At 67.4% G+C, this 23222-nt stretch carries 24 protein-coding genes and 3 riboswitches; of the genes, 17 read left to right on the top strand and 7 right to left on the bottom strand.

Annotated elements, in window-relative coordinates; all coding sequences use genetic code 11:
* Positions 1 to 53: 53 nt before the first annotated feature.
* From bluB to cobU, 3 genes are read right to left on the bottom strand one after another with little or no spacing between them, the layout of a single operon-like run.
* On the bottom strand, positions 54 to 686 hold the full coding sequence (gene bluB, locus AC0L2J_RS06695; RefSeq protein WP_473388012.1) for a 5,6-dimethylbenzimidazole synthase: 633 nt from the start codon (positions 684 to 686) through the stop codon (positions 54 to 56).
* Between the two features lie 4 nt (positions 687 to 690).
* Complete coding sequence (gene cobS / locus AC0L2J_RS06690) at positions 691 to 1473, bottom strand: adenosylcobinamide-GDP ribazoletransferase (RefSeq protein ID WP_473388011.1); 783 nt, start codon at positions 1471 to 1473, stop codon at positions 691 to 693.
* A complete protein-coding gene (gene cobU / locus AC0L2J_RS06685; RefSeq protein WP_473388009.1) occupies positions 1470 to 1973 on the bottom strand; it encodes a bifunctional adenosylcobinamide kinase/adenosylcobinamide-phosphate guanylyltransferase in 504 nt (167 codons plus the stop codon). The genes cobS and cobU overlap by 4 nt, the downstream gene beginning before the upstream one ends.
* A 121-nt stretch (positions 1974 to 2094) precedes the next feature.
* Between cobU and cbiB the strand changes: the two genes are divergently transcribed.
* Both cbiB and cobD read left to right on the top strand, forming a co-directional pair.
* Positions 2095 to 3036 carry an adenosylcobinamide-phosphate synthase CbiB gene (gene cbiB, locus AC0L2J_RS06680; protein ID WP_007608494.1) on the top strand — a complete coding sequence of 314 codons (942 nt, stop codon included), beginning with the start codon at positions 2095 to 2097 and terminating at the stop codon, positions 3034 to 3036.
* A gap of 11 nt (positions 3037 to 3047) precedes the next feature.
* Positions 3048 to 4010, top strand: a complete 963-nt coding sequence (gene cobD, locus AC0L2J_RS06675) for a threonine-phosphate decarboxylase CobD (protein WP_473388007.1) — start codon at positions 3048 to 3050, stop codon at positions 4008 to 4010.
* Here cobD and AC0L2J_RS06670 read toward each other — a convergent pair.
* Both AC0L2J_RS06670 and cobO read right to left on the bottom strand, forming a co-directional pair.
* A complete protein-coding gene (locus AC0L2J_RS06670; RefSeq protein ID WP_473388005.1) occupies positions 3999 to 5447 on the bottom strand; it encodes a cobyric acid synthase in 1449 nt (482 codons plus the stop codon). The genes cobD and AC0L2J_RS06670 overlap by 12 nt on opposite strands.
* A gap of 10 nt (positions 5448 to 5457) precedes the next feature.
* Positions 5458 to 6093 carry a cob(I)yrinic acid a,c-diamide adenosyltransferase gene (cobO, locus tag AC0L2J_RS06665; protein ID WP_473388003.1) on the bottom strand — a complete coding sequence of 212 codons (636 nt, stop codon included), beginning with the start codon at positions 6091 to 6093 and terminating at the stop codon, positions 5458 to 5460.
* A gap of 40 nt (positions 6094 to 6133) precedes the next feature.
* Positions 6134 to 6352: riboswitch (cobalamin riboswitch) on the top strand.
* 95 nt (positions 6353 to 6447) lie between these two features.
* Between cobO and AC0L2J_RS06660 the strand changes: the two genes are divergently transcribed.
* From AC0L2J_RS06660 to cobJ, 7 genes are read left to right on the top strand one after another with little or no spacing between them, the layout of a single operon-like run.
* Positions 6448 to 6831: a DUF1636 family protein gene (locus tag AC0L2J_RS06660; protein WP_473388002.1), complete on the top strand. Its 384-nt coding sequence runs from the start codon at positions 6448 to 6450 to the stop codon at positions 6829 to 6831.
* On the top strand, positions 6828 to 7862 hold the full coding sequence (gene cobW / locus AC0L2J_RS06655) for a cobalamin biosynthesis protein CobW (protein WP_473388000.1): 1035 nt from the start codon (positions 6828 to 6830) through the stop codon (positions 7860 to 7862). The genes AC0L2J_RS06660 and cobW overlap by 4 nt, the downstream gene beginning before the upstream one ends.
* Entirely contained in the window at positions 7862 to 11110 is a 3249-nt protein-coding gene (gene cobN / locus AC0L2J_RS06650) for a cobaltochelatase subunit CobN (protein WP_473387997.1), read from the top strand. Before cobW ends, cobN begins: the two co-directional genes overlap by 1 nt.
* Positions 11107 to 12270, top strand: a complete 1164-nt coding sequence (gene cobG / locus AC0L2J_RS06645) for a precorrin-3B synthase (RefSeq protein ID WP_473387994.1) — start codon at positions 11107 to 11109, stop codon at positions 12268 to 12270. Before cobN ends, cobG begins: the two co-directional genes overlap by 4 nt.
* A complete protein-coding gene (locus AC0L2J_RS06640; RefSeq protein ID WP_063992975.1) occupies positions 12270 to 12899 on the top strand; it encodes a precorrin-8X methylmutase in 630 nt (209 codons plus the stop codon). The genes cobG and AC0L2J_RS06640 overlap by 1 nt, the downstream gene beginning before the upstream one ends.
* 2 nt (positions 12900 to 12901) lie before the next feature.
* On the top strand, positions 12902 to 13633 hold the full coding sequence (locus AC0L2J_RS06635; RefSeq protein ID WP_007608520.1) for a precorrin-2 C(20)-methyltransferase: 732 nt from the start codon (positions 12902 to 12904) through the stop codon (positions 13631 to 13633).
* Complete coding sequence (gene cobJ, locus AC0L2J_RS06630) at positions 13630 to 14364, top strand: precorrin-3B C(17)-methyltransferase (protein WP_473387990.1); 735 nt, start codon at positions 13630 to 13632, stop codon at positions 14362 to 14364. Before AC0L2J_RS06635 ends, cobJ begins: the two co-directional genes overlap by 4 nt.
* Here cobJ and AC0L2J_RS06625 read toward each other — a convergent pair.
* On the bottom strand, positions 14340 to 15086 hold the full coding sequence (locus AC0L2J_RS06625) for a cobalt-precorrin-6A reductase (protein ID WP_473387988.1): 747 nt from the start codon (positions 15084 to 15086) through the stop codon (positions 14340 to 14342). The genes cobJ and AC0L2J_RS06625 overlap by 25 nt on opposite strands.
* On the opposite strand from AC0L2J_RS06625, the gene cbiE reads away from it, so the two are divergent.
* From cbiE to cobT, 8 genes are all read left to right on the top strand, one after another.
* Positions 15085 to 16266, top strand: coding sequence for a precorrin-6y C5,15-methyltransferase (decarboxylating) subunit CbiE (gene cbiE, locus AC0L2J_RS06620; RefSeq protein ID WP_473387985.1), 1182 nt, complete (start codon positions 15085 to 15087; stop codon positions 16264 to 16266). The two genes, AC0L2J_RS06625 and cbiE, sit on opposite strands and share 2 nt — an antisense overlap.
* The gene (locus AC0L2J_RS06615; RefSeq protein WP_473387983.1) at positions 16263 to 16631 is read left to right on the top strand and encodes a cobalamin biosynthesis protein; all 369 of its coding nucleotides are present in this window, start codon (positions 16263 to 16265) and stop codon (positions 16629 to 16631) included. Before cbiE ends, AC0L2J_RS06615 begins: the two co-directional genes overlap by 4 nt.
* Complete coding sequence (cobM, locus tag AC0L2J_RS06610; RefSeq protein WP_473387980.1) at positions 16628 to 17410, top strand: precorrin-4 C(11)-methyltransferase; 783 nt, start codon at positions 16628 to 16630, stop codon at positions 17408 to 17410. The genes AC0L2J_RS06615 and cobM overlap by 4 nt, the downstream gene beginning before the upstream one ends.
* The gene (locus AC0L2J_RS06605; RefSeq protein WP_473387976.1) at positions 17410 to 18720 is read left to right on the top strand and encodes a cobyrinate a,c-diamide synthase; all 1311 of its coding nucleotides are present in this window, start codon (positions 17410 to 17412) and stop codon (positions 18718 to 18720) included. The genes cobM and AC0L2J_RS06605 overlap by 1 nt, the downstream gene beginning before the upstream one ends.
* The gene (gene cobA, locus AC0L2J_RS06600; RefSeq protein WP_473249687.1) at positions 18717 to 19448 is read left to right on the top strand and encodes a uroporphyrinogen-III C-methyltransferase; all 732 of its coding nucleotides are present in this window, start codon (positions 18717 to 18719) and stop codon (positions 19446 to 19448) included. Before AC0L2J_RS06605 ends, cobA begins: the two co-directional genes overlap by 4 nt.
* A 45-nt stretch (positions 19449 to 19493) precedes the next feature.
* Positions 19494 to 19713: riboswitch (cobalamin riboswitch) on the top strand.
* A 37-nt stretch (positions 19714 to 19750) separates the two neighbouring features.
* Complete coding sequence (locus AC0L2J_RS06595; protein WP_473249688.1) at positions 19751 to 20428, top strand: energy-coupling factor ABC transporter permease; 678 nt, start codon at positions 19751 to 19753, stop codon at positions 20426 to 20428.
* 46 nt (positions 20429 to 20474) lie between these two features.
* The gene (gene cobF / locus AC0L2J_RS06590; protein WP_473387971.1) at positions 20475 to 21224 is read left to right on the top strand and encodes a precorrin-6A synthase (deacetylating); all 750 of its coding nucleotides are present in this window, start codon (positions 20475 to 20477) and stop codon (positions 21222 to 21224) included.
* A 15-nt stretch (positions 21225 to 21239) separates the two neighbouring features.
* A complete protein-coding gene (cobT, locus tag AC0L2J_RS06585) occupies positions 21240 to 22292 on the top strand; it encodes a nicotinate-nucleotide--dimethylbenzimidazole phosphoribosyltransferase (RefSeq protein ID WP_473387969.1) in 1053 nt (350 codons plus the stop codon).
* Here cobT and AC0L2J_RS06580 read toward each other — a convergent pair whose 3' ends face one another.
* Positions 22293 to 22865 (bottom strand): histidine phosphatase family protein, encoded by a 573-nt coding sequence (locus AC0L2J_RS06580; RefSeq protein WP_473387965.1) that lies wholly within the window; start codon positions 22863 to 22865, stop codon positions 22293 to 22295. It lies immediately after the preceding gene.
* Between the two features lie 72 nt (positions 22866 to 22937).
* Positions 22938 to 23139, top strand: a riboswitch (cobalamin riboswitch).
* Positions 23140 to 23222: the final 83 nt, after the last annotated feature.

Below are 23222 nucleotides of genomic sequence, written 5' to 3'. Positions count from 1 at the left end.
GAAAAAATGCGTTTGTGACTGCTCATTCGCAGCGGATCTCCGGCGTGGCCTGATTAACGCCGCAGCGTGAATTCTTCCGCGCCCCGCCGCTGCTCCCACTTCGCCTGTTCCAGCTCGGGCCGGTCGCATTCGATCTCGGGATAGCCGATGCAGAGATAGGCGATGAATTTCCAGGTGTCGGGCACGTCGAGAATGGCGTGGATGCGATCCGGATGGAGGATCGAGACCCAGCCAAGCCCGATGTCGTCGGCGCGCGCGGCCAGCCACATCGCGGTGATCGCCGCGACCACGGAATATTCCGTCGTCTCCGGCATCGTCGCGCGGCCGAGGCCGTGACCGGTGTCGCTGGCCTTGTCCGCGAACACGGCGAGGTGGCCGGGGGCCTGTTCGAGACCCGACAGTTTCAGCGTGGCGTAGCGCGCTGCGCGCTCACCAGCATAGGCATTCAGCGCGTCGGCGTTGCACGCTTTGAAGTCGTCGATCACGGCGCGACGCCGTGCGGCTTCGTCGACGATGACAAAGCGCCAGGGCTGGCTGAGGCCGACCGAGGGTGAGAGACAGGCCGTCTCGATCAGGCGATCGATGGCGCCGTCAGGCAACGGATCAGCGCGAAAGCGGCGCACGTCGCGGCGCCACACGAACAGCTCGCGCAAGTGCTGGCGAAAAATGTCGTCGAACTCGACCATCGCGTCACCCTCCGATCTGGACAGCTGCGGCAACCAGCAGGATCAGGATCTCGCCGGTCTGCTCGAACGCGCCGAGGATGTCGCCGGTCTGCCCGCCGATCTGGCGGATGGCAAGTCGCGCCAGCATCAGGCCGGCGAGGGAGATCAGGATCAGGCTCACCAGCGCCTTGCCCGGCCCAAGCGTGAACGTGAGCGCGAGGGTTCCAACAGCGAATGCGATCGCAACGCTGCGGCCCGGCGGTGATCCGGCGCTCGCCGACAAGCCGTCAGGTCGTGCAGGCGCGACCTGCGACATGAAGGCCGGCAACCCCGCGCGGGCCGCAGTGTGCGCAGCGCACAGCGCGAGCGCGACTGCCCACGGATTGGCGATCGCCGCGAGCGCGCTCCAGCGCAGGCCGAAGGACAGGATCAGCGTGCAGACGCCATAGGTGCCGATCCGGCTGTCACGCATGATCTCGAGCTTGCGCTCGCGCGTGCGGCCGCCGCCGAGCCCGTCGGCGGTATCGGCAAGGCCGTCCTCGTGCAGCGCGCCGGTGATGAGGGCGGTCGCGGCCAGCGCGAGCAGGGCGGCAAGGTTCGGTGCCAGACCGAACCGGCTGGCGACCTTGTAGACCAAGGCGCCGGCAAGGCCGACCAGCAGTCCCGCGACCGGAAGGGCCCAGGTCGCGCGCGCGACGGCGCCGTCAGCCGCGGGCTTCGAAGGAGCAACCGGGAGGATCGTCACGAACGATGCCGCCGTCCTGAGATCGGCGATGACATCTCGCAAGAATTCGTCGCGCGGCATCATTTCAGCTTCATCGGCAGGCCGGCGACGACGAACTCGACCTCGTCGGCAACGGCCGCGATGGCCTGGTTCATGAACCCGGCGGCGTCGCGGAAGCTCCGCGCCAGCGCGTTGTCAGGCACGATGCCAAGGCCGACCTCGTTGGTCACGAAGACGACGGGGCTCTTAAGGCGGGGCAGGGCGGTGACGAGCTCGCTCACCTCTCGTTCCCAATCGCGCTCCGCATGCATGAGGTTGGAGAGCCACAACGTCAGGCAATCGACGAGCCGCGCGCCGCCGCCATCGGTTGCGACCAGCGCGGGGACGAGATCGAGCGGCACTTCGCGTTCGATCCAGTCGGTTCCGCGGCGCGCGCGATGCCTCGCGATGCGCGCCTCCATTTCGGCATCGAGCGCCTCGGCCGTCGCGACATAGACCGGCTGCCCGGGTAAGGCGCGCGCGCGCATTTCCGCGCGCCTGCTCTTGCCCGACCGTGCTCCGCCGGTGATCAAAATGACCGCCATAAAGTCTCCTGTCGGCCTGCACTAATCACCAAACGCGGCCAAAAACAAAGCCGAAATCCGCCAGCCGGGGGCTTGCGCTTCGACCACCCTTTGCGCAACAGGGGCGGGACAGGAGACGGGTGTGGGTTTTGCGGGTGCGATGGCGGTGGCGATGGCGGTGGATGCCCTGTTGGGCTGGCCGTCGTGGTTGTTCGCGCACATCGGCCATCCTGTCACCTGGCTGGGCCGGCTGATCTCTACCATCGACGCTGCCTGGAATCGGCCGTCCGATACGCCGGCATTCCGCCGCGCCGCGGGTCTCGCCGGTGCGCTCGTGGTGATCGCGCTCTCCGTCGCGCTCGGCTGGACGCTTCAGTCCTTGCTTGCCGTGGGCTGGATCCAGATCGTGCTGGTCGGCGTCCTGGCCTGGCCGCTGGTCGCCTTGCGTTCGTTGCACGACCACGTGGCTGCCGTCGCAAATCCCATGCGGGCCGGTGACACCGTCGCCGCACGCGAGGCGGTCTCGCGCATCGTCGGCCGCGATCCCGCAGCGCTCGACGAGGCCGGGATTGCTCGTGCGGCGATCGAGAGCCTCGCCGAGAATGCATCCGACGGCATCGTCGCACCGATGTTCTGGGGCGCGCTGTTCGGCTTGCCCGGCATTTTGGGCTACAAGGCGATCAACACGCTGGACTCCATGATCGGCCATCGCTCCGAGCGCCACGAAGCTTTCGGCTGGGCCGCGGCGCGCATCGACGATGTCGCCAATTTCATTCCGGCGCGGCTGACCGGCTGTCTGTTCGTGCTGCTGGCGCCACGGCGATCAGAGGCGCTGTCGTGCATGACGCGGGACGCACGCCGACATCGATCGCCCAATGCCGGCTGGCCGGAAGCCGCCATGGCCGGCGCGCTTGGTGTGCGGCTCAGCGGTCCGCGGATCTATCACGGCAGCACCACCAACGAGCCCTGGCTGAATGAAGGTGCGCGCGATCCGCTTGCCGCCGACATCGATCGGGGATTGACGGTTTACCGCCGCGCCATGCTGCTGCTCGCCGGTGTCCTTGCGATCCTGGCCTTCGCGTGAAAGAACAGCGCATGCGCGAGCACGGTGGAAATCTCGATCTGGCCCAGCAGCGTTTCGGTGGCCCCACGGAGCACTGGATCGATCTGTCGACTGGCATCAACCGCCTGCCTTATCCCGTGGGCGAGGTGAGCTCGCGCGCGTGGAGCGCGTTGCCGTCGCGCGCCGAGATCGAGGCGCTGCATCAGGCGGCGCGGCACGCTTACGGCACCAGCGCGGCGGTTGTCGCGCTTGGCGGCGCACAGGCCGCGATTCAACTGCTGCCGCAGCTCGCGCCGCCCGGCCGCGCGCGCATCCTCGCGCCGACCTACAACGAATATGCCGGGGTCCTCTCGGGGGCGGGCTGGGAAGTCCAGGAGGTCGGGGAACTCGACGCGCTGGCGGGCGCGGATCTCGCCATTGTCGTCAATCCCAACAATCCTGATGGCCGATGCTACGCACCAAAGGATTTGCTGGCGCTGCTGCCGCGCGTCGGCCGTCTCGTCGTCGACGAGAGTTTTGCCGATGTGGCCCCGCAGCTATCGCTTGCATCCGAGGACCGGCCGGGGCTGCTGATCCTGCGCTCCTTCGGGAAGTTTTACGGCCTTGCCGGCCTGCGGCTCGGCTTCGCGCTCGGCAATTCGTCCGACATCGCCAGGCTCGCATCGATGTCGGGGCCTTGGCCGGTCTCGGGAGCGGCGATCGCGATCGGCTGCCGCGCTCTGCGTGACGATGCCTGGGCCGAGGCCACGTCCGCGCGGCTCGTGCGAGACTGCGTTCGCCTCGACGGCTTGGTGCAGTCGCAAGGTTTGACGGTCATTGGCGGGACGCAGCTGTTTCGTCTTTACGGGACGCCTGACGCGCTTGCCGCACAGGAGCAGCTGGCGCGTCGCCACATCTGGTCGCGCGTGTTCGCGCGGGAGCCGACATGGCTGCGCCTCGGGCTTCCGGGCGGCGAATCCGAATGGACGCGCCTGGCCGAGGCGCTAGCGCGCTAGCGCGAGCAGGCCGTCGACGTCGAGATGTTGCTCGATGTGATCGGCGAGCGCATCGAGCGCGCTCTCGACCCTGGCGTGATAGGGCTCCTCGCCGGCGGGAATGTCGAGCTTCGCCAAAAAGGCCTTACGGAAATCATCCGACGTGAACAGGCCGTGCAGATAGCTGCCTTGCACGCGTCCGTCGCGCGAGATCGCGCCTTCCGGTTCGCCGTTCAGCCTTGCGAATGGCCGCGCGCGATCCGGCCCATCGGTGCGCCCGATGTGGATTTCATAAGCCTCGATCGGCTGATCCGTCGCGGCATGCACGGCCGCGACACGCGTCAGCGTCTTCTGCGGGCTCATCACCGTTGCCACATCCAGAAGCCCGAGGCCATCTGTGTCGCCCGCGGGGCCCTCGATCCCATCGGGATCCGTGACGCTGCGCCCGAGCATCTGATAGCCGCCGCAGAGGCCGAGCACATGGCCGCCTCTGCGGTGATGCGCCAGGAGATCGATGTCCCAGCCCTGCGCGCGCAGGAAGGCGAGGTCGCCGCGGGTGGATTTCGATCCGGGGATGATGACGAGCCTGACGTCGCCGGGAATTGCTTCGCCCGGCCGCACCATCACGAGATCGACGCCGGGCTCGAGCTTCAGAGGATCGAGATCGTCGAAATTGGCGATTCGCGACAGCGCGAGACAGGCGATCTTGCATTGGCCCGGCTTGCGCGCATCGCTCAGGCCCAGCGCATCCTCGGCCGGCAGTTCGCCGGCGCGCGCGAACCAGGGCAGCACGCCGAGGCCGCGCCATGCGGTCTTTTCTTCGATCAGTCTGTAGCCGTCGTCGAACAATGTGGGATCGCCGCGGAACTTGTTGATGATAAAACCCCGGATCATCGCGGCATCATCCGGGTCGATCACCGTCTTGATGCCGACGAGTTGCGCGATGACCCCGCCGCGGTCGATGTCGCCGACCAGCACGACCGGCACATCGGCCTTGCGCGCAAAGCCCATGTTGGCGATGTCGGCCTTGCGCAGGTTCACCTCGGCCGGACTGCCGGCGCCCTCCACCAGCACGAGATCGGCGCGCGCTTTCAGCCGCTCAAAACTCTCCAGCACCGCGCCCATCAATGACGGCTTCATCGCCGCATATTCACGCGCACGCGCGGTCGCGAGGCGCTTCCCTTGCACGATCACCTGCGCGCCGACATCGGTCTCGGGCTTGAGCAGCACCGGGTTCATGTCGGTGTGCGGCTCGACGCGAGCGGCCAGCGCCTGGAGTGCCTGGGCGCGGCCGATCTCGCCGCCGTCGACGGTGACGGCCGCGTTGTTCGACATGTTCTGCGGCTTGAACGGGAGCACGCGCAGGCCGCGTCGCACAAAGGCGCGCGCGAGGCCGGCAACGATGAGCGACTTGCCCACGTCCGAGCCGGCCCCCTGGATCATCAATGCGCGCGCCATCGCGAGTTTCTTAGAACTCGACGCCGGCTTGCGCCTTGATGCCGGAGCGGAAGGGATGCTTGACCAGCGTCATCTCGGTGACGAGATCGGCGATCTCGATCAGCTCGTCCTTGGCGTTGCGTCCGGTGAGCACGACATGCGTCATCGGCGGCTTCGAGGTCACCAGGAAATCGACGACCTCGGCGATGTCGAGATAATCGTAGCGCAGCGCGATGTTGATCTCGTCGAGCACGACCATGCGGAGATTCTGGTCGAGGATCAGCTCCTTGGCCTTCTCCCAGCCGGTGCGCGCGGCGGCGATGTCGCGAGCGCGGTCCTGCGTCTCCCAGGTAAAACCCTCGCCCATGGCGTGGAATTGGCAGAGGTCGCCGAAATGGCCGGTGAGCATGCGGCGCTCGCCGGTATCCCAGGCGCCCTTGATGAACTGCACGACCGCGCAGGGGAAGCCATGGGCGACGCAGCGGACGATCATGCCGAAGGCCGAGGACGACTTGCCCTTGCCGGCGCCGGTGTGGACGATGATGAGGCCTTTTTCGCCGCTCTTGGTCGCCATGATCTTGTCGCGGGCGACCTTCTTCTTCGCCATTTTCGAGGCGTGGCGGGCGTCGGTTTCGTCGGCCGTCTGGGTATCCGGTTCTGACGTCATCGGACGGGGTCCTTCGGCTTGACAAGAGGCGGTCGGGGGCAAATGGTGACCCGGCGTTGGTTCCTGTCCTACGACAGGCGAAGAGGGAATGCGATAGGGTCCGAATCGGCAAGATTTGGTTCCAAAATGCAGCCGCCCCCGCGACCGTGACCGGAGAGATGCCCGAAGCCACTGATCCCCTACGGGATCGGGAAGGCGGGGATCGAAGGGGAAACCCTGCTCCGGAAGCCGGGAGACCTGCCAGCGCGGACGATTTTGGACCGGCGGACGGGGTGTTCCGCGACGGGGAAACGGGCCTTCGCAAGAGCGGTTCGTGGGCCTCATCGCTTCCCGCTGTTTATTCTGGAAGAAGCGATGACCGTCACACTTCATGTCTGCATCACCTGCCGCGCCGGCCAGACGCTTGGCGAGGGCGAGACGACGCCCGGCAAGCGCCTGCACGGTGCGATCCTCGAAGCCGGTGTGCCTGACGGCGTCAGCGTGGTTCCCGTCGAATGCCTCTCGGCTTGCAACCAGGGTTGCTCGGTCGCGCTCAGCGCGCCCGGCCGCTGGTCCTATGTCTATGGCCGTCTGTCGGATGCGAATGCGAGCGACGTGGTCGCGGGCGCCGCGGCCTATGTGGCCGCGCCCGACGGCCTCGTGCCCTGGCGCAGCCGCCCGGAGATCTTCCGCAAGCAATCGCTTGCCCGCATTCCCCCCATTCCCCCCTTGGCCGTCGTGCCGGAGGCCGCCAAATGAATTCGCTCGCAAAAGTCCCGGTCACGGTCGTCACAGGCTTTCTCGGCTCCGGCAAGACCACGCTGATCCAGCATCTGCTTGCCAACGCCAACGGGAAGAAGCTGGCGGTGCTCGTCAACGAGTTCGGCAGCGAGGGCGTCGATGGCGAGATTCTGAAATCCTGCGCCGATGCGAATTGTCCGGAAGAGAACATCATCGAACTTGCTAATGGCTGCATCTGCTGCACTGTTGCCGACGATTTCATTCCGACCATGGAGAAGCTGCTGTCGCGGTCGGTGCGGCCCGATCACATTCTGATCGAGACCTCGGGCCTGGCGCTGCCCAAGCCGCTGCTGAAGGCATTCGACTGGCCGGAGATCCGTTCGCGCATCACGGTCGATGGCGTGATCGCGCTGGCCGACGCCGAAGCTGTCGCCGCCGGCCGTTTCGCGCCCGATCCTGACGCCGTCGAGGCGCAGCGCGCGGCGGACGGCAATCTCGACCATGAGACGCCGCTGTCGGAAGTGTTCGAGGACCAGATTGCCTGCGCCGACATCGTGCTGCTGACCAAGGCCGATCTTGCGGGCGCGGCAGGCCTCGAAGCGGCCAAGGCGGCGATCACCGCCGAGATGCCGCGCCGCGTGCCGATGCTGGCGATCACCGACGGTGCGATCGACGCCCGCCTCATCCTCGGCCTCGGCGCTGCCGCCGAGAACGATCTCGCCGCGCGCCCTTCGCATCACGACGGCGAGGAGGATCACGAGCACGACGATTTTGCGTCCGTCGTGATCGATCTTCCTGAGGCCACCGATATCGACGCGCTGGTTGCGTCCGTTCAGCGTCTGGCGCGCGAGCAGAATGTGCTGCGCGTCAAGGGTTACATCGCGGTGGAAGGCAAGCCGATGCGCCTCTTGCTGCAAGCGGTCGGCGAGCGCGTGCGACACCAGTTCGACAAGCCCTGGGGCATGGGTGCGAGGCAGTCAAAGCTCGTCGTGATCGGCGAGCACGGAAACATTGATGAAGCCGCGATCAAGGCGGGACTCGGTATCTGATGCACGTCGTCTTCCGCGAGAGCCGCGGTCTCGAGGAGACTGCGACACCAAGGGACATCGGCCAGGACCCGGCCGATCTCGTGGTGCTCTCGTATTCGGATTCCGATCTGGCGGCGTTCGCGGCCGGCTGGCGCCGGGGCCGCGACAGCCTGCCGTCGCTACGCCTCGTCAATCTCGCCGAACTCCGTCATCCGCTCTCGGTCGACACCTATATCGAGCGCACGCTTGCGCAGGCGCGCGGCATCCTCGTGCGTCTGATCGGCGGGGAATCCTACTGGCCGTATGGGCTCGCGGCGCTGCAGCAACTGGTGAAGGAGCGCGGCATCGTGCTGGCCGTGTTGCCGGCCGACGGCCGCGACGACACGCGACTGGATGCATATTCGACCCTGCCGGTCTCGACATTGCGGCGGCTCAAGGTGCTCTGCGACACCGGCGGCCCTGTCGCGGCGCAAGCCGCGATCGCTCAGCTTGCGTTGGCCTCGGGCCTCTATGCGGGACCTGTTATCGGCGAGATGACCGTGCCCGAGATGGGCTTTTACGATCCGGCGCGCGGTGTCATTGCCGCGCCGGCGTCGGGTGAGGGCAGGCCGCGCGCGCTCGTGGCCTTCTATCGCTCCTATCTCACCGCCGCAGACACAGGCCCGATCGATGCCCTGATCGCGGCGCTGCGCGAGAAGGGGTACGACGCGCATGGTGTGTTCGTCACCTCGCTGAAGGCTCCAGGCGTTGCGGATTGGTTGCGCGGGTATCTCGCGCAAAATCCTCCGGCCGCGATCGTCAATGCGACGGCGTTCTCGGCGATGGGAGACGACGGCACGACGCCGTTCGATGTCGCGTCCTGCCCGGTGTTCCAGGTCGCGCTCTCCACGGCGCGGCGCGAGGATTGGGCGAGCTCGCTCCGCGGCCTGTCGCCTGGCGACCTCGCGATGCATGTGGTGCTGCCCGAGGTCGACGGCCGCCTGTTTGCGGGCGTGGTGAGCTTTAAGTCGGCAGCGACGCGCGATCCCGATTTGCAATTTTCGCATCTGGCGCACAGGCCGGACGATGAGCGCGTGAAGGCCGTCGCCGCGCGCGTTGCGGCCTGGCGGCGCCTTGCGGAGACGCCGGCTGCTGAAAAGCGGTTGGCACTCGTGCTCTCCAACTATCCGGGCCGCCCGCATCAGATCGCGCATGCGGTTGGTCTCGATGCGCTGGCGTCGGTCGAGGCTTTGGTGTCCGACCTCGCGGAGGCCGGCTTCGATGTCGCGCCGGTCCACGGACTCGGCGAGACGTTGCTCAAGCAGACCTTGAACTGGAGCGTTGCCGATTACCGCGCGGCACTCTCGCGCCTTCCGAAAGTCTTGCAGGATGATCTCGCGCAAGCCTGGGGCGCGCCGGAGACCGATCCGGGTTGTCGCGACGGCGCCTTCCATTTCGCCGCGATTCAATGCGGCCGGTCGATCATCGCGGTTCAGCCGGAGCGTGGCGATGCGACCACGCGCGATGCCGACTATCACGATCTCGCCCGCACGCCGCGCCACGCCTATGTCGCGTTCTCTCTCTGGCTCCGGGAGCAGGGCTGTGATGCCGTCGTGCACATGGGCGCGCACGGCACGCTGGAATGGCTGCCCGGAAAATCCGTGGCGCTGTCGCAGGCGTGCTGGCCGGAAGCCCTGATCGGCGATTTGCCCGTCATTTATCCCTTTATCGTCAACGATCCCGGCGAGGCCGCGCAGGCCAAGCGGCGCCTGGGTGCCGTCACCATCGGACATCTGCCGCCGCAACTCGCGGCATCAGCGGTGCCAGACGGATTGCGCAGGCTTGAACAGCTCCTCGACGAGTACTCGACGGCCGATGGCCTCGATCCCGCCCGCCGCCAGCGTCTGATCGCCGCGATCCGTGACGAAGCGCGTGCGGTTGGTCTCGAAGACGATCTTGGCCTCGATGCAGCCGCCGCGCCGGCCGAAGCGATTCCGCGGATCGACCGCTTCGTCTGCGATCTCAAGGAAAGCCAGTTCGGCGACGGCCTGCACGTGTTCGGCCGCGGCGCCTGCGGTGAAGCGGAACGCGACGCTTTGCGGGTCGCGCTTGCAGGACAGCGCGTCGCGCCGGGGCCGTCAGGCTCACCCTATCGCGGCCGCCAGGACGTGCTGCCCACGGGACGCAATCTCTTTGCCGTCGATCCGCGCGCGGTGCCGACGCCGTCCGCGCATGCGCAAGGCATCAAGCTCGCGGAAGAGCTGCTCCGCCGTCATCTGCAGGATCATGGCGACTGGCCGAAGGGCCTTGTCGTCGATCTCTGGGGCTCGGCGACGATGCGCACCGCGGGCGAAGAGTTTGCCATGGCGCTGCATCTGGCCGGCCTCGCGCCCCGCTGGGATCACGCGTCGGGCCGTGTGACCGGCTACGACATCATCGCGCCTGCCGAGCTTGGCCGGCCCCGCATCGACGTCACGCTGCGCGTCTCGGGCCTGTTTCGCGACGTCTTCTCAGGCCTTGCGCAATTGTTCGAGGCGGCAGCCGAGGCGCTGTCGACGCGCGAGGACGAGGGCGACGAAAATCCATATCGCCATCGCATATCGCGCGTGTTCGCGCCGCGTCCCGGACAATACGGCGTGGGTCTCTCGGCAATCCCGGACGCCTTCACGCCCGAGACGCGCGAGGCCGCCGGCGAAGCGTGGCTCTCGGCATCGTCATGGGCGTTCTCGGCCAATGGCGAAATCAAGCTCGATCGTGCCGGTATCGAGAAGCGGCTCGCATCCGCCGATGCTTTTGTTCACGTGCAGGATTTGCCGGAAACCGATCTTCTGCTCGCGGCCGACTATGCAGCGCATGAAGCCGGCATTGCGGCGGCCGCAGCACATCTCGGCGCGGCGGGGCCATCACTCTATCATCTCGATGCGACGCGCGCCGAGCAGCCGCATGCGCGTACGCTGACCGAAGAAATCTCCCGTGTCGTCCGCGCGCGCGCGGCCAATCCGGCCTGGATCGCCGGCATGATGCGCCACGGTTTTCGCGGGGCGGCCGAGATCACCGCAACGCTCGAGCACATGGCCGCCTTCGCGCATCTGGCCGGCGCGGTGCCGCCGCATCTGTTCGACCTCTACTACGATGCGACGCTCGGCGATGACGACGTTCGTGCCTTCATGGCCCGCGAAAATCCGGCGGCACTCGCCGCGATGGAGACGTGTTTCACGCGCCTGCATGAGGCCTCGCTCTGGCGAACGCGCCGCAATTCGATTGCGGCTGCGCTGCGGGAGGCGTCATGAGCGCTTCCGTGGTCAAGGGCTGGTGTCCCGGCGCGCTGCGCCCGATGCAATCGGGCGACGGGCTCGTGGTCCGCGTGCGTCCGTTCGGCGGACGGCTCGATGCGGCGCAAATCTCCGGACTGGCCCATCTCGCCGAACGCCATGGCAACGGCCTGATTGACGTGACCAGCCGGGCCAATCTCCAGATCAGGGGCGTCAACGAGACCAGCCATAGGCTGCTGCTCGACGGCCTTTCGCAACTGGCGCTGCTCGACCCGGACGCCGACACCGAATCCCGTCGCAACATCCTTGTGACGCCGTTCTGGCGTGCCGGGGACACGACCCAATCGCTCGCCGCCGAACTCGAGGAGGCGCTCGCCGACACCGCGCTCGAACTTCCAACCAAATTCGGCTTCGCGATCGATGACGGCACCTCACGCGTACTTGCGGGTGATTCCGCGGACGTGCGGATTGAGCGCGATCGTTCCGGCGGACTGCTGGTGCGGGCTGATGGCGACAAGCTTGGCCGCTCCGTCGCGCGCGGCGAGGCCGTGACCACCGCGCTCGCGTTCGCCGACTGGTTCGTGACCTCAGGCGGCGCCAGAGGCGGGCGAGGGCGGATGGCGGCGCATCTTTCAACCGGTGCAATCTTGTCGGCGGCATTGCGCGGCGAGGCCGAGCCGGCGCCGATCATGGCGGCGGCGCGTCCCGGCCTCTATGCGCAAGGTGCGATGGTCGGGGTCGCCTTCGGACAGATGGCGCATGCAACGCTCAACCAGTTCGCCGGTTGCGGGCATGCGCTGCGCATGACGCCATGGCGGATGGTTTTGAGCGAAGGCAAGCGCGCGATGCCGAACGCGACCGGTCTCATCACCGAGGCCTACGACCCTGCGTTGCGCGTCATCGCCTGCAGCGGTGCGCCACGCTGTCGTGAGGCGCATGCCGATACGCGTGGCCTTGCCGCGGCCCTGGCGCCGAACATCGGCGCGGCCGCACGGCTCCACGTCTCCGGCTGTGCCAAAGGTTGCGCCCATTTCGGTGCGGCTGCCATCACTCTGGTCGCGACCGGCGCCGGCTTCGATCTTGTGCGCGGTGGGTCGACACGCGATGAGCCCATCCTGCGAGGGCTGAACCGCGACGATATCGTCCGAGATCCCTCCATCCTGATGGGAGGGCACTGATGCCGTACATTTACGAGACCGACGGCGCGGCGATCTACCGGCAATCCTTTGCGACCATCCGGGCAGAAGCCGATCTTGCGCGCTTCACGCCGGACGAGGAGCAGGTCGTGGTGCGGATGATCCATGCCGCCGGCATGGTCGGCCTGGAGGCGCATATCCGCTTCACATCAGGCATGGCGGTCGCCGCGCGCGCGGCGTTGCAGAAGGGCGCACCGATTCTGTGCGACGCGCGCATGGTCTCCGAAGGAATTACGCGCGCGCGGCTTCCCGCCGCCAACGCCGTCATCTGCACCCTGGGCGACGAGACCGTTCCCGCGCTCGCGCAGTCCATGCGCAACACCCGTTCGGCTGCGGCCCTCGAGCTATGGCGGCCGCATCTCGACGGCGCAATCGTGGCGATCGGCAATGCTCCGACCGCGTTGTTTCATCTCCTCAACATGCTGGAGGACCGGGACTGCCCGCGGCCCGCGGCGATCATCGGCTGTCCGGTCGGCTTTGTCGGCGCGGCCGAATCCAAGGCTGCGCTGATGGCCGATCCGCCGGTGTCGGCGCTGACGGTCGAGGGCCGCCTCGGCGGTTCCGCGATCACGGTCGCCGCCGTGAACGCGTTGGCGAGCCGGAGCGAATAGCGATGGGACGCATCATCTGCTGCGGTCTCGGCCCCGGTGATCCCGATATGATGAGCGTGCGCGCCGATCGCACGGTACGCGGCGCGAGGCATGTCGCCTATTTCCGCAAGAAGGGCCGGCCCGGCCAGGCGCGCCGCATCGTCGAGGGCATGTTGGCGGCCGACGTTACCGAATATCCGATGGAATATCCTGTCACCACCGAGATCGCCTTCGACACGCCCGAATATGTCCAGCTGCTTGCCGGCTTCCATGACGAATGGGCGGAACGTCTGGCGCGGCTGGCGCGCGCAGTCGATGTCGTCGTGCTCTGCGAGGGCGATCCTTACTTCTACGGCTCCTTCATGCATCTGCACACGCGCCTGCAAGGCCGCGTCGAGATCGAGGTGATCGCCGGCATTCCCGGCATGGTCGGCTGCTGGAACGGCGTGGGACAGCCGATCGCGCTCGGAGATGACGTGACGACGGTGCTCATGGGCACGCTTGCCGAAGCAGAGCTCGAACGCCGCATGCGCGATTCCGATGCGCTCGTGATCATGAAGACCGGGCGCAATCTCGCCAAGGTGCGCCGCGCGCTCGCGTCCGCCGGACGGCTGGACGACGCGTGGCTGGTCGAGCGCGGCACCATGCCGGGCGAGCGCGTGGTGCGGCTCGCCGAGATCGATGCCGCAGACTGCCCGTATTTCGCGATCGTGCTCGTGCACGGCAGGGGCCGGCATCCGGACGCCGCGGAATGACGGGCACGCTGACCATCGCGGGCCTCGGGCCGGGCAGCGATGCGCTGGTGACGCCCGAAGTCTCCGCCGCGCTTGCCGCTGCGACCGACATTCTGGGCTACGCGCCCTATGTCGCACGAGTGCCGCCGCGATCGGGACTCAAGCTGCATCCCTCCGACAATCGCGAAGAGCTGCAGCGCGCGAGCGAGGCACTGCGGCTCGCGGCCGAAGGTGGGCAAGTCGTCATCGTGTCCTCCGGCGACCCCGGCGTCTTCGCGATGGCCTCCGCCGTGTTCGAGGCGCTCGAACAGGCGCCGCAATGGCGGGAGCTGCCGATCCGCGTGCTGCCCGGCATCACCGCGATGCTGGCGGCTGCCGCGCGCGCCGGCGCGCCGCTCGGCCATGATTTCTGTGCGATCAACCTGTCGGACAATCTCAAGCCGTGGGCGGTGATCGAGAAGCGCCTGCGGCTCGCCGCGGAAGCCGATTTTGCCATTGCGATGTACAATCCGCGCTCGGCGAGCCGGCCGGAAGGATTTGGCCGTGCGCTCGCAGTGCTGAACGAGGCCGGCTGCGGCGAGCGCCTCGTGATCTTCGCGCGCGCGATCAGCGCCGCTGATGAAAAGATCGAAACCGTCAGGCTGAACGAAGCGACACCTGAAATGGCCGACATGCGCACGCTGGTGATCGTCGGCAACTCGCAGACACGCCGCGTCGGCCGCTGGGTCTATGCGCCGAGGCAGGTCCGATGACAGAGCCACGTCATGATCTCGGCCGCGCTCTCGACCCGTTGGCGCTCGGGCAGTTCCGGTCGCGAGATCATGATCACGGGCAGGGCCAGCATCCGGGCTGCATCGATCTTGGCGCGCGCGCCGTCGCCGCCCGAATTGCGGGCGACGATCCGGGTGATGCTGCGTTTGCGCATCATCTCCAGCTCGCCCTCAAGCGTGAACGGCCCCCGCGACACGATGACCTCCGCGGCGAAGGGCAGGGGGGCATCCGGCGGATCGACGAATCTCAGCGTGTAGGCGTGCTGCGTCCTGGTCGCGAACGGCGCGATGTGCTGGCGGCCGATGGCGAGGAACACATTTGCCGGCGCGTCGGGCAGTGCGGCGACCGCGGCGTTGACATCAGGTATTTCGATCCAATTGTCGCCGGGCGCCTTCATCCAGGGCGCACGCTCCAGAGCGATCAGCGGCGTGCCGGTTTCCGCGCATGCCGCGACCGCATTGCGGCTCATCTCGGCGGCAAAGGGATGTGTCGCGTCGATCACATGCGTGATGCCTTCCCGACGAATGTAATCGGCAAGACCGCTGACGCCACCAAAACCGCCGATGCGCGTCGGCAACGGCTGATTGGCAGGCGCGCGGGTGCGGCCGCCGTAGGAATACACGGCGTCGATGCCGGCGCGCGCGATCTCTGCCGCGAGCAAGCTCGCGTCGGCCGTTCCGCCCAGAATGAGGGCGCGTGTCATGGCTGATCCCTGGCTGACCATCATCGGTATCGGCGAAGATGGCCTCGCAGGGCTGTCCGAGGCAAGCCGAAAGGCGCTCGCCAGGGCTGAAACTGTCTTTGGCGGTGAACGGCATCTTGCACTTGCCGGCGTGACCGGGCGCGGCCGTCCATGGCCGGTGCCGTTCGATGCAGAGATCGTGCTGAGCCGCCGCGGCGAGCCAACGGTCGTGCTCGCCTCCGGCGACCCGTTCTGGTTTGGCGCCGGCGCGAGCCTCGCCGAAAAGCTCCATAGCGACGAATGGATCGCGTATCCAGCTGCCTCGACATTCTCGCTCGCCGCCGCGCGATTGGGCTGGCGCCTCGAAGCAATTGCCTGTCTCGGTCTCCACGCCGCGCCATTCGAGCGTCTCGTGCCGCATCTGGCGCACGGTGCACGCATCATTTGCCTCGTGCGCGATGGCAAGGCGGCCGGTGATCTTGCAGAATGGCTGACGGCGCGTGGATGGGGTGCTTCGGCATTCTGGACGCTCGCTGCGCTTGGCGGGCCGCGCGAAAGTATCGACGCGCATCGCGCCGACAGCTTCGCAGGCGATCTTGCCGGGAGTCTGGTCACGGTAGCCGTGGAGGCGAGAGGAGCGCAGGGCCTTCCCCGCAGTTCGGGACTATCGGACGAACTCTTCGTCCATGACGGCCAGATCACCAAGCGTCCGGTCCGTGCGCTCGCGCTCTCGGCGCTGGCGCCGCGTCCCGGTGAACGGCTCTGGGACATTGGCGCAGGTTCGGGTTCGATTTCGGTCGAGTGGACGCTGTGCGGCGGCACCGCGATCGCCGTCGAGGCGCGCGAGGATCGCGCCGCGAACATTCGCAACAACGCAGCGGCGTTCGGGTTGGCACATCGGATCACAATCATCGCGGGAAAGGCGCCTGAAGCCCTTGCTGCGCTGGACGGGCCTGACGCCGTGTTTATCGGCGGCGGGCTCGACATCGTGATGTTCGACGCCATCTGGTCGCGGCTCTCGCCCGGTACGCGGCTGGTCGCGCATTCAGTGACGCTGGAGACGGAAGCGCTGGTGGGTGAACTGCACCAGCGCCACGGCGGCGACTTGATGCGGGTCGAGATTGCGCACGCCGCTCCGCTCGGCCGCTACCGTTCCTGGGACGCAGCGCGGCCGGTGGTGCAATGGAGTGCGGTCCGATGAAGGTCGCCGGGCTCGGATTCAAGCGGGACGTCACGCTGGCCTCGCTGCGTGAGGCGCTGCTGGCAGCTGGTGGTCCCGAAGGTCTCGCAGCGGTGGCAACGGTCAGCGACAAGGCCGACTCAGACGCGCTGAAGCAGCTTGCGCGCGAATGCGGCATACCGATCAAGGCAATCACCGCCGAAATGCTGGCCGGCATCGACACGCCAACACAATCAAAGCTCATCGCGGAAAAGTTCGGGACGGGATCGGTCGCCGAAGCGGCCGCGCTCGCGGCAGCTGGACCTCGCGCGCGATTGATTGCGACGCGGGTGGTCTCGCAGGATCGCACCGCGACCGCGGCGATCGCGGAAGGGGACGGCGCATGACGGTGCACTTCATCGGTGCGGGGCCGGGCGCTCCTGACCTGCTGACGTTGCGCGGCCGCGACCTCATCGCAGCCTGTCCGGTCTGTCTCTATGCCGGCTCGCTTGTCCCTGAAGGCGTCTTGGCGCATTGCCCGCCCGGTGCACGGATCGTCAACACCGCGCCGCTGTCGCTCGACGAGATCATCGCGGAGATCGCTGCCGCGCATGCGGGCGGCAAGGACGTTGCGCGGCTGCATTCCGGTGATCTCTCGATCTGGTCGGCGATGGGCGAACAGCTCCGCCGCCTGCGCGCGCTCGGCATTTCCTACACGGTCACGCCCGGGGTTCCCTCTTTCTCGGCCGCCGCGGCTGCGCTGGAGGTCGAGCTGACGCTGCCCGGCCTTGCCCAGACGGTGGTGCTGACGCGCACGCCGGGCCGCGCCAGCGCGATGCCCGAAGGCGAGAAGCTCGCCGCCTTCGCCGCTACCGGCGCGGTGCTCGCCATCCATCTGTCGATTCATCTGCTCGACAAGGTCGTCGCCGAGCTGACGCCGCATTACGGCGCGGACTGCCCGGTCGCGATCGTCTGGCGTGCGAGCTGGCCCGATCAGCGCATCGTCCGTGCCACGCTCGCAACACTCGACGCTGCTGTCGGCAGCGAGATGGAGCGCACTGCATTGATTCTGGTCGGCAGAACGCTGGGCTCGGCGGATTTTTCCGAGAGCCGTCTCTATGCCGCCGACTATGACCGTCGCTATCGGCCGGTCGGCGCCGAGCCGCGCTTTCCGGAGGTGTCGTGATGGCGGCAGGGCTCGTCATCTCCGCGCCGGCGTCGGGCGTCGGCAAGACCACGCTGACGCTGGCGCTTGCCCGCGCCTGGCGCAACGGCGGATTGCGGGTGCAGTGCTTCAAGAGCGGCCCCGATTACATCGATCCCGCGTTTCATGCAGCCGCGACAGGACGCGCCTCAGTCAACGTCGACAGCTGGGCGATGGATCGCGGGACAATCTCGCATCTCGTCAGTCGCGGCATTGACGCCGATGTCGTGCTGGCCGAAGGCTCGATGGGCCTGTTCGACGGCGTGGCTGCCCGTGGCGTCTGCGGCACCGGGGCGACCGCCGACATTGCGGAGATGCTGGACTGGCCGGTGCTGCTGGTGATCGATCCATCCGGCCAGGCACAAACGGCGGCGGCAATCGCGGCGGGCCTTCGCGACTACCGCCCCGGTGTGCGCCTTGCGGGCGTCGTGCTCAATCGCGTTGCGAGCCCGCGCCACGAAGCTCTCGTGCGGCGTGCGCTGCTGGACGCCGGCATCGCCGTGTTCGGCGCGCTGCCGCGCCATGCCGAGATCAGCCTGCCGAAGCGGCATCTCGGGCTGGTCCAGGCCGAGGAGCAGGCGGAGATCGGCAAGCTGATCGACGAGGCCGCGCGCTTCGTCGCCGAGCATGTCGATCTTGACGCGGTGTTGCGTTCGGCTGCCAGCTGGTCACCGCCATCTGCCGGGAGCGGCCTGAACGTGACGCCGCCCGGCCAGCGCATTGCGTTGGCCCGTGACGCCGCGTTCTCCTTCGTCTATCCGCATATGTTGGAAGCGTGGCGCGCGGCGGGCGCCGAGATATCGACATTCTCGCCGCTCGCTGACGAGGGCCCTGATCCGGGCGCCGATGTGTGCTGGCTGCCTGGCGGCTATCCCGAGCTGCAGGCCGGCAGGATCGCGGCCAATGCGCGCTTCCGCAGCGGATTGTGGGCCTTCGCCGAAACGCGTCCGGTGCACGGCGAATGCGGAGGCTATATGGTGCTGGGCAGCGCTTTGACCGACGCCGACGGCATCAGCCACGAGATGACGGGCCTGCTCGGCCTTGAGACAAGCTTTGCCAAACGCCGCATGCATCTGGGCTATCGTTTGGCCGAGCTTGCCGCGCCGATGCCGGGCCATCAGGCCGGCGCACGCCTGCGTGGCCACGAATTCCACTATTCGACGATCGTCGCGCAGCCCGACATGGCGCTGGCGGTCGTCCACGACGCGACAGGCGCGGTCATCGCCGAGACCGGCTCGCGGCGGGGACAAGCCACCGGCACGTTCTTCCATCTGATCGCGGAGGACCGGTGAGCGGTTTTGTGTCCTTCGTCTCCGCCGGCCCCGGCGATCCCGAGCTCCTCACGCTCAAGGGTGCCGCGCGGCTGCGCGAGGCCGACGTCGTGCTCTATGACGATCTTGCTTCGGGCGCGATCCTCGATCTGGCCCGGCCCGGCGCCAATCTCGTCGCGGTGGGAAAGCGGGCGGGACGGCCCTCGACCAAGCAGCACCACGTCAATCGATTGCTGGTCGACTACGCCGTAACAGGCGCGCGCGTGGTGCGATTGAAGTCCGGCGATGCCGGCATCTTTGGCCGGCTTGAGGAGGAGGTCGAGACCCTGCGTGAAGCCGGCATCGGCTACGAGATCATTCCAGGCGTCACCACGGCCTGCGTGGCTGCGGCTCAGGCCGGCATTCCACTGACCCGGCGTCACACCTCGCGCCGGGTGCAGTTTATTACCGGAGCGGACGTCACCGGCGAGCTGCCGCCAGACCTCAATTGGGTGGCGCTGGCCGATCCCGAGGCGACGACCGTGGTCTATATGGGCCGGCGCACATTTCCGGCGCTCGTCGCAAAATTGATCGAGCACGGGCTCGCCCCGACCACGCCGGCGTTGTTTGCCGAATCGCTCGGCCGTCCCGATGAGCGACTGGTCCGCACCACCATTTCGGAACTTGCCGAGCAGCTTGCGCGGGGCGGAGCGGCATCCACGGCGGCCGTCATCCTGTTCGGCGCGCTGGCGGGGGATTATCCGTCATGACGCTCTCGGCCGCCCTTCGCCCCTTGACGCCCGGCTGGCGAAAGGGGCACACAAGAGAGGCATGGTGCTCGACGCGGCGCAAAGCGCCGGAGCATAATCGGGAATGGGGGTGGGCGGACCAAGTTGCGGCGTCCAAAACCCCAGCCGCCCCCGCGACTGTAAGCGGTGAGGGACTTCGATCAGCCACTGGGCCGCAAGGCCCGGGAAGGTCGGAGACTCCCAGTGAACCGCGAGCCAGGAGACCGGCCGTGCACGTTTTGAGGCCAAGGCCGTCGGGTGTGACGGCAAGAAGGATCTGAGCCATGCATATCGAACCCGGACTAGTCTCGGACGCCAAGCTTGTGCTGAGTTATGCAACCGGCATCGCCGTCGGCGGCGTTGCCTTGAAGCTCGCGGTCGAGACCGTGCGCGAGCAGGGCATCACGTCGTTCGCAGCGCGGACGCTCGCCACCACGGGCCTCGTGTTCGTCTTCTTCGAGATCCTGCCGCACTTCCCGGTCGGCGTCTCCGAAGTGCACTTCATCCTCGGCTCGACCTTGTTCCTGCTGTTTGGAGCGGCGCCTGCGGCCTTCGGCCTCGCGTTCGGCCTGCTGTTCCAGGGCATCTTCTTCGAGCCGCCCGACTTGCCGCAATATGGCATGAACGTCACCACGCTGCTGGTGCCGCTGTTCGGGATCCAGGCAATCGCCACGCGGATCATTTCGCGCAACACGGCCTATGTCGATCTGAAGTACCGCCAGGCGCTGGCGCTTTCGACGACCTATCAGGCCGGCGTCATCGCCTGGGTGGCGTTCTGGGCGCTCTATGGCGCCGGTTTTGCCGCGACCAACCTTGCCAGCATCGCGACCTTCGCGGCGTCCTATGCGCTCGTCATCGTGATCGAGCCGATCGCCGATCTCGGTGTGTTGGCGCTGGCGAAGTCGCTGCGCGGCGTCACCGCGGCCGGCCTCGTCACGCCGCGTTTGCACAACGCGGCCTAGAGACAAGCGAACGGGCGGCTGTTAATGGCCGCCCCTCGCAGGCACGATGCTCACGCTCTCCCTGATAGGCATCGGTTGCGGCGATCGCGGGCAGCTCACGCGCGCCGCCATCGGTGCCATCAACGCGGCCGATCTCGTCCTGATCCCGCGCAAAGGGACGGCCAAGTCCGACCTCGCCGATCTCAGGCGGACGATCTGCGCGGATGTGCTCGCCAGCGACAAGACACGTATCGCCGAGTTCGATCTGCCTGTGCGCGACGCCGCTGAAGCGGACTATCGCAAGGGCGTGGACGATTGGCACGATGCCGTGGCCGCTGTCTGGTCGCAGACGATCGCAGATCATCTCGAAGGCAAAGGCAAGGTCGCGCTGCTGATCTGGGGCGATCCCTCGCTTTATGATTCTTCGCTGCGCATTGCGCGGCGGCTCAATCCCTCGCCAAAGATCGAGGTTGTGCCCGGCATCACCTCGATCCAGGCGCTGTGTGCGGCGCATGCGCTGCCGCTCAACGATATCGGCGAGCCCTTTCTGGTCACGACGGGACGTCGCTTGCGCGAGGGCGGCTGGCCGCAAGGTGTCGATACCGTGGTGGTGATGCTCGATGGCGGCACGGCGTTCCAGTCGCTTGATCCGGCGGACCTGCACATCTGGTGGGGGGCCTATCTCGGCCTGCCCGATCAGATTATCATGTCCGGCGCGCTGGCCGAGATCGGCCCGCGTATCGTCGCCGTGCGGCAAGAGGCGCGCGAGCGGCACGGCTGGATCATGGACAGTTACATCCTCAAGCGCAGGCCGTGAGGCAAGCGAGGCAGCATGCTCCCCGAATGGGTCACCCAACAATGCCCGGATATCTCCGCAGTCCACCGCGAGGCGGCGGTGGCGCGGCAGGCGCAACTGACGAAACCGACCGGCGCGCTCGGCCGGCTCGAGCAGCTCGCGATCGAGCTTGCGGGCCTGCAAGCAACGGAGCAACCGCGCGCGGCGCGGGTGCCGATCATCATCTTCGCCGGCGATCACGGCATCGTCGCGCAGGGCGTTTCGGCCTATCCGCAAGAAGTGACCATCGCGATGCTGGCGAATTTTGCCTCCGGCGGCGCTGCGATTTCGGTGCTCGCGCGTGAGCTGGGCTCCAGCCTGGAGGTCGTCGACACCGGCACGCTGGCGCAGGAGGAGATGGCTGGGATCGTGACCGACAAGCCGCGCAGCGGCACGCGCGATTTCAGCGTCGAAGCTGCGCTCAGCCCCACAGAGCTGGCATTTGCGTTCGAAGCCGGACGACGTGCGGTGACGCGCGCGCAGGCCGGGCAGCCCGATCTTCTGATCTTCGGCGAGATGGGCATCGGCAACACCACGACATCGGCGGCGATTGCGGCGAGCTTGCTCGGCGTGAGCGCGGAAGAGATCGCGGGCAGCGGCACCGGCATCGACGCGGCCGGCCGTGTGCACAAGGCGCGGGTGATCGACGCTGCGATCGCACGCCATGGCATTGCGGGCGCTTCGCCCGAAAAGATCCTGTGCGCCGTCGGCGGCCTCGAGATCGCGGCCATCTGCGGTGCAGTTATCGCAGCAGCGCAGCGCCACATCCCCGTGTTGATCGACGGCTTCATCGTGTCGGTCGCGGCGCTGGCGGCGGCGCGGCTCAACCCGTCGTGCCAGCCGTTCCTGCTGGCCTCGCATCAGTCCGCCGAGCAGGGGCATCGGCTGGTGCTTCGCGCGCTCAACGTGCAACCGCTGATCAGCCTCGATCTCAGGCTCGGCGAAGGATCGGGCGCGGCCATCGCGCTGCCGCTGGTGCGGTCGGCCTGTGCGCTCCACAACGGCATGGCGACCTTTGCGCAGGCCAATGTGCCTGATCGTCCGGCCTGATCAAATCATCGGTTGATTGACGCAGACGACGCGCCAGCCGGTCGCGAGCCGGTCGATCCGCGTCAGCGACAGCGGATCGATCACAAAGCGCAGCGCCGCTTGTGGCGTCAGATCCAGCGCGATGCACAGCGCCGCGCGGATCGTGCCGGAATGCACGACGAGCGTTGCGGCCCCGGCGCCGATCTTCGACAGACCCAGCCGGACCCGCGCGACTTGATCCTCAAAGCTTTCGCCGCCCGGCGGCCGTCCGCGCGCCGGATCGCTCCAGAACCGTGCATAGGCCTCGCCACCGGTCGCGGCGAGCTCGTCATGCCGACGGCCGGTCCACTCGCCAAAGTCTTGCTCGCTGAATTCGTCCACCTGCAGCGGCTCGCGCCCCAGCGCGCGAGCCGTCTCGACCGTGCGCCGCGAAGGGCTCGCATAGCTCGCGGCGTCCCGCGGCAGGCGCTGCCGCAGCGCCTCCAGCTGCGCGCGAGCGCCGAGATCGGCCGGCGCGTCGGCTGCATGGATCGTCCCCGTGACGCCATCGACGGGCGCGTGCCGTATCAGCCAGAGGAAGGTCTCGCCTTCCATGCTTATCTCCAAGGAAACTGGTCGTTGTGGCGATAACGCCGCAACTGGCACATTGACTCTGTCTGGATCGTAATCCTAGATGCTCGCGACGGTTTCCCCGAGAGGGGATGAAAAGGGAATGCGGTGCGGGGACGTTGTCCCCAATGCCGTGGCTGCCCCCGCAACTGTAAGCGGCGAATCTTGCGTCACGTGCCACTGGGTGTCTCGGTCCCGGGAAGGCGATGCAAGGTACTGACCCGCGAGCCAGGAGACCTGCCGTCAGCCGTGGTCACACGCGAAGATGTCGGTCGGGGAGTACAGACATTCGGCTTCATCGGAAGGCTTATGAGCCGGAAGATGGGACCTTGGTTCGCTGTG

The organism is Bradyrhizobium sp. MV1.5, from assembly GCF_055807615.1.
Note: the sequence above shows the minus strand (reverse complement) of the source record. Positions and strands in the feature narration are given on the sequence as shown.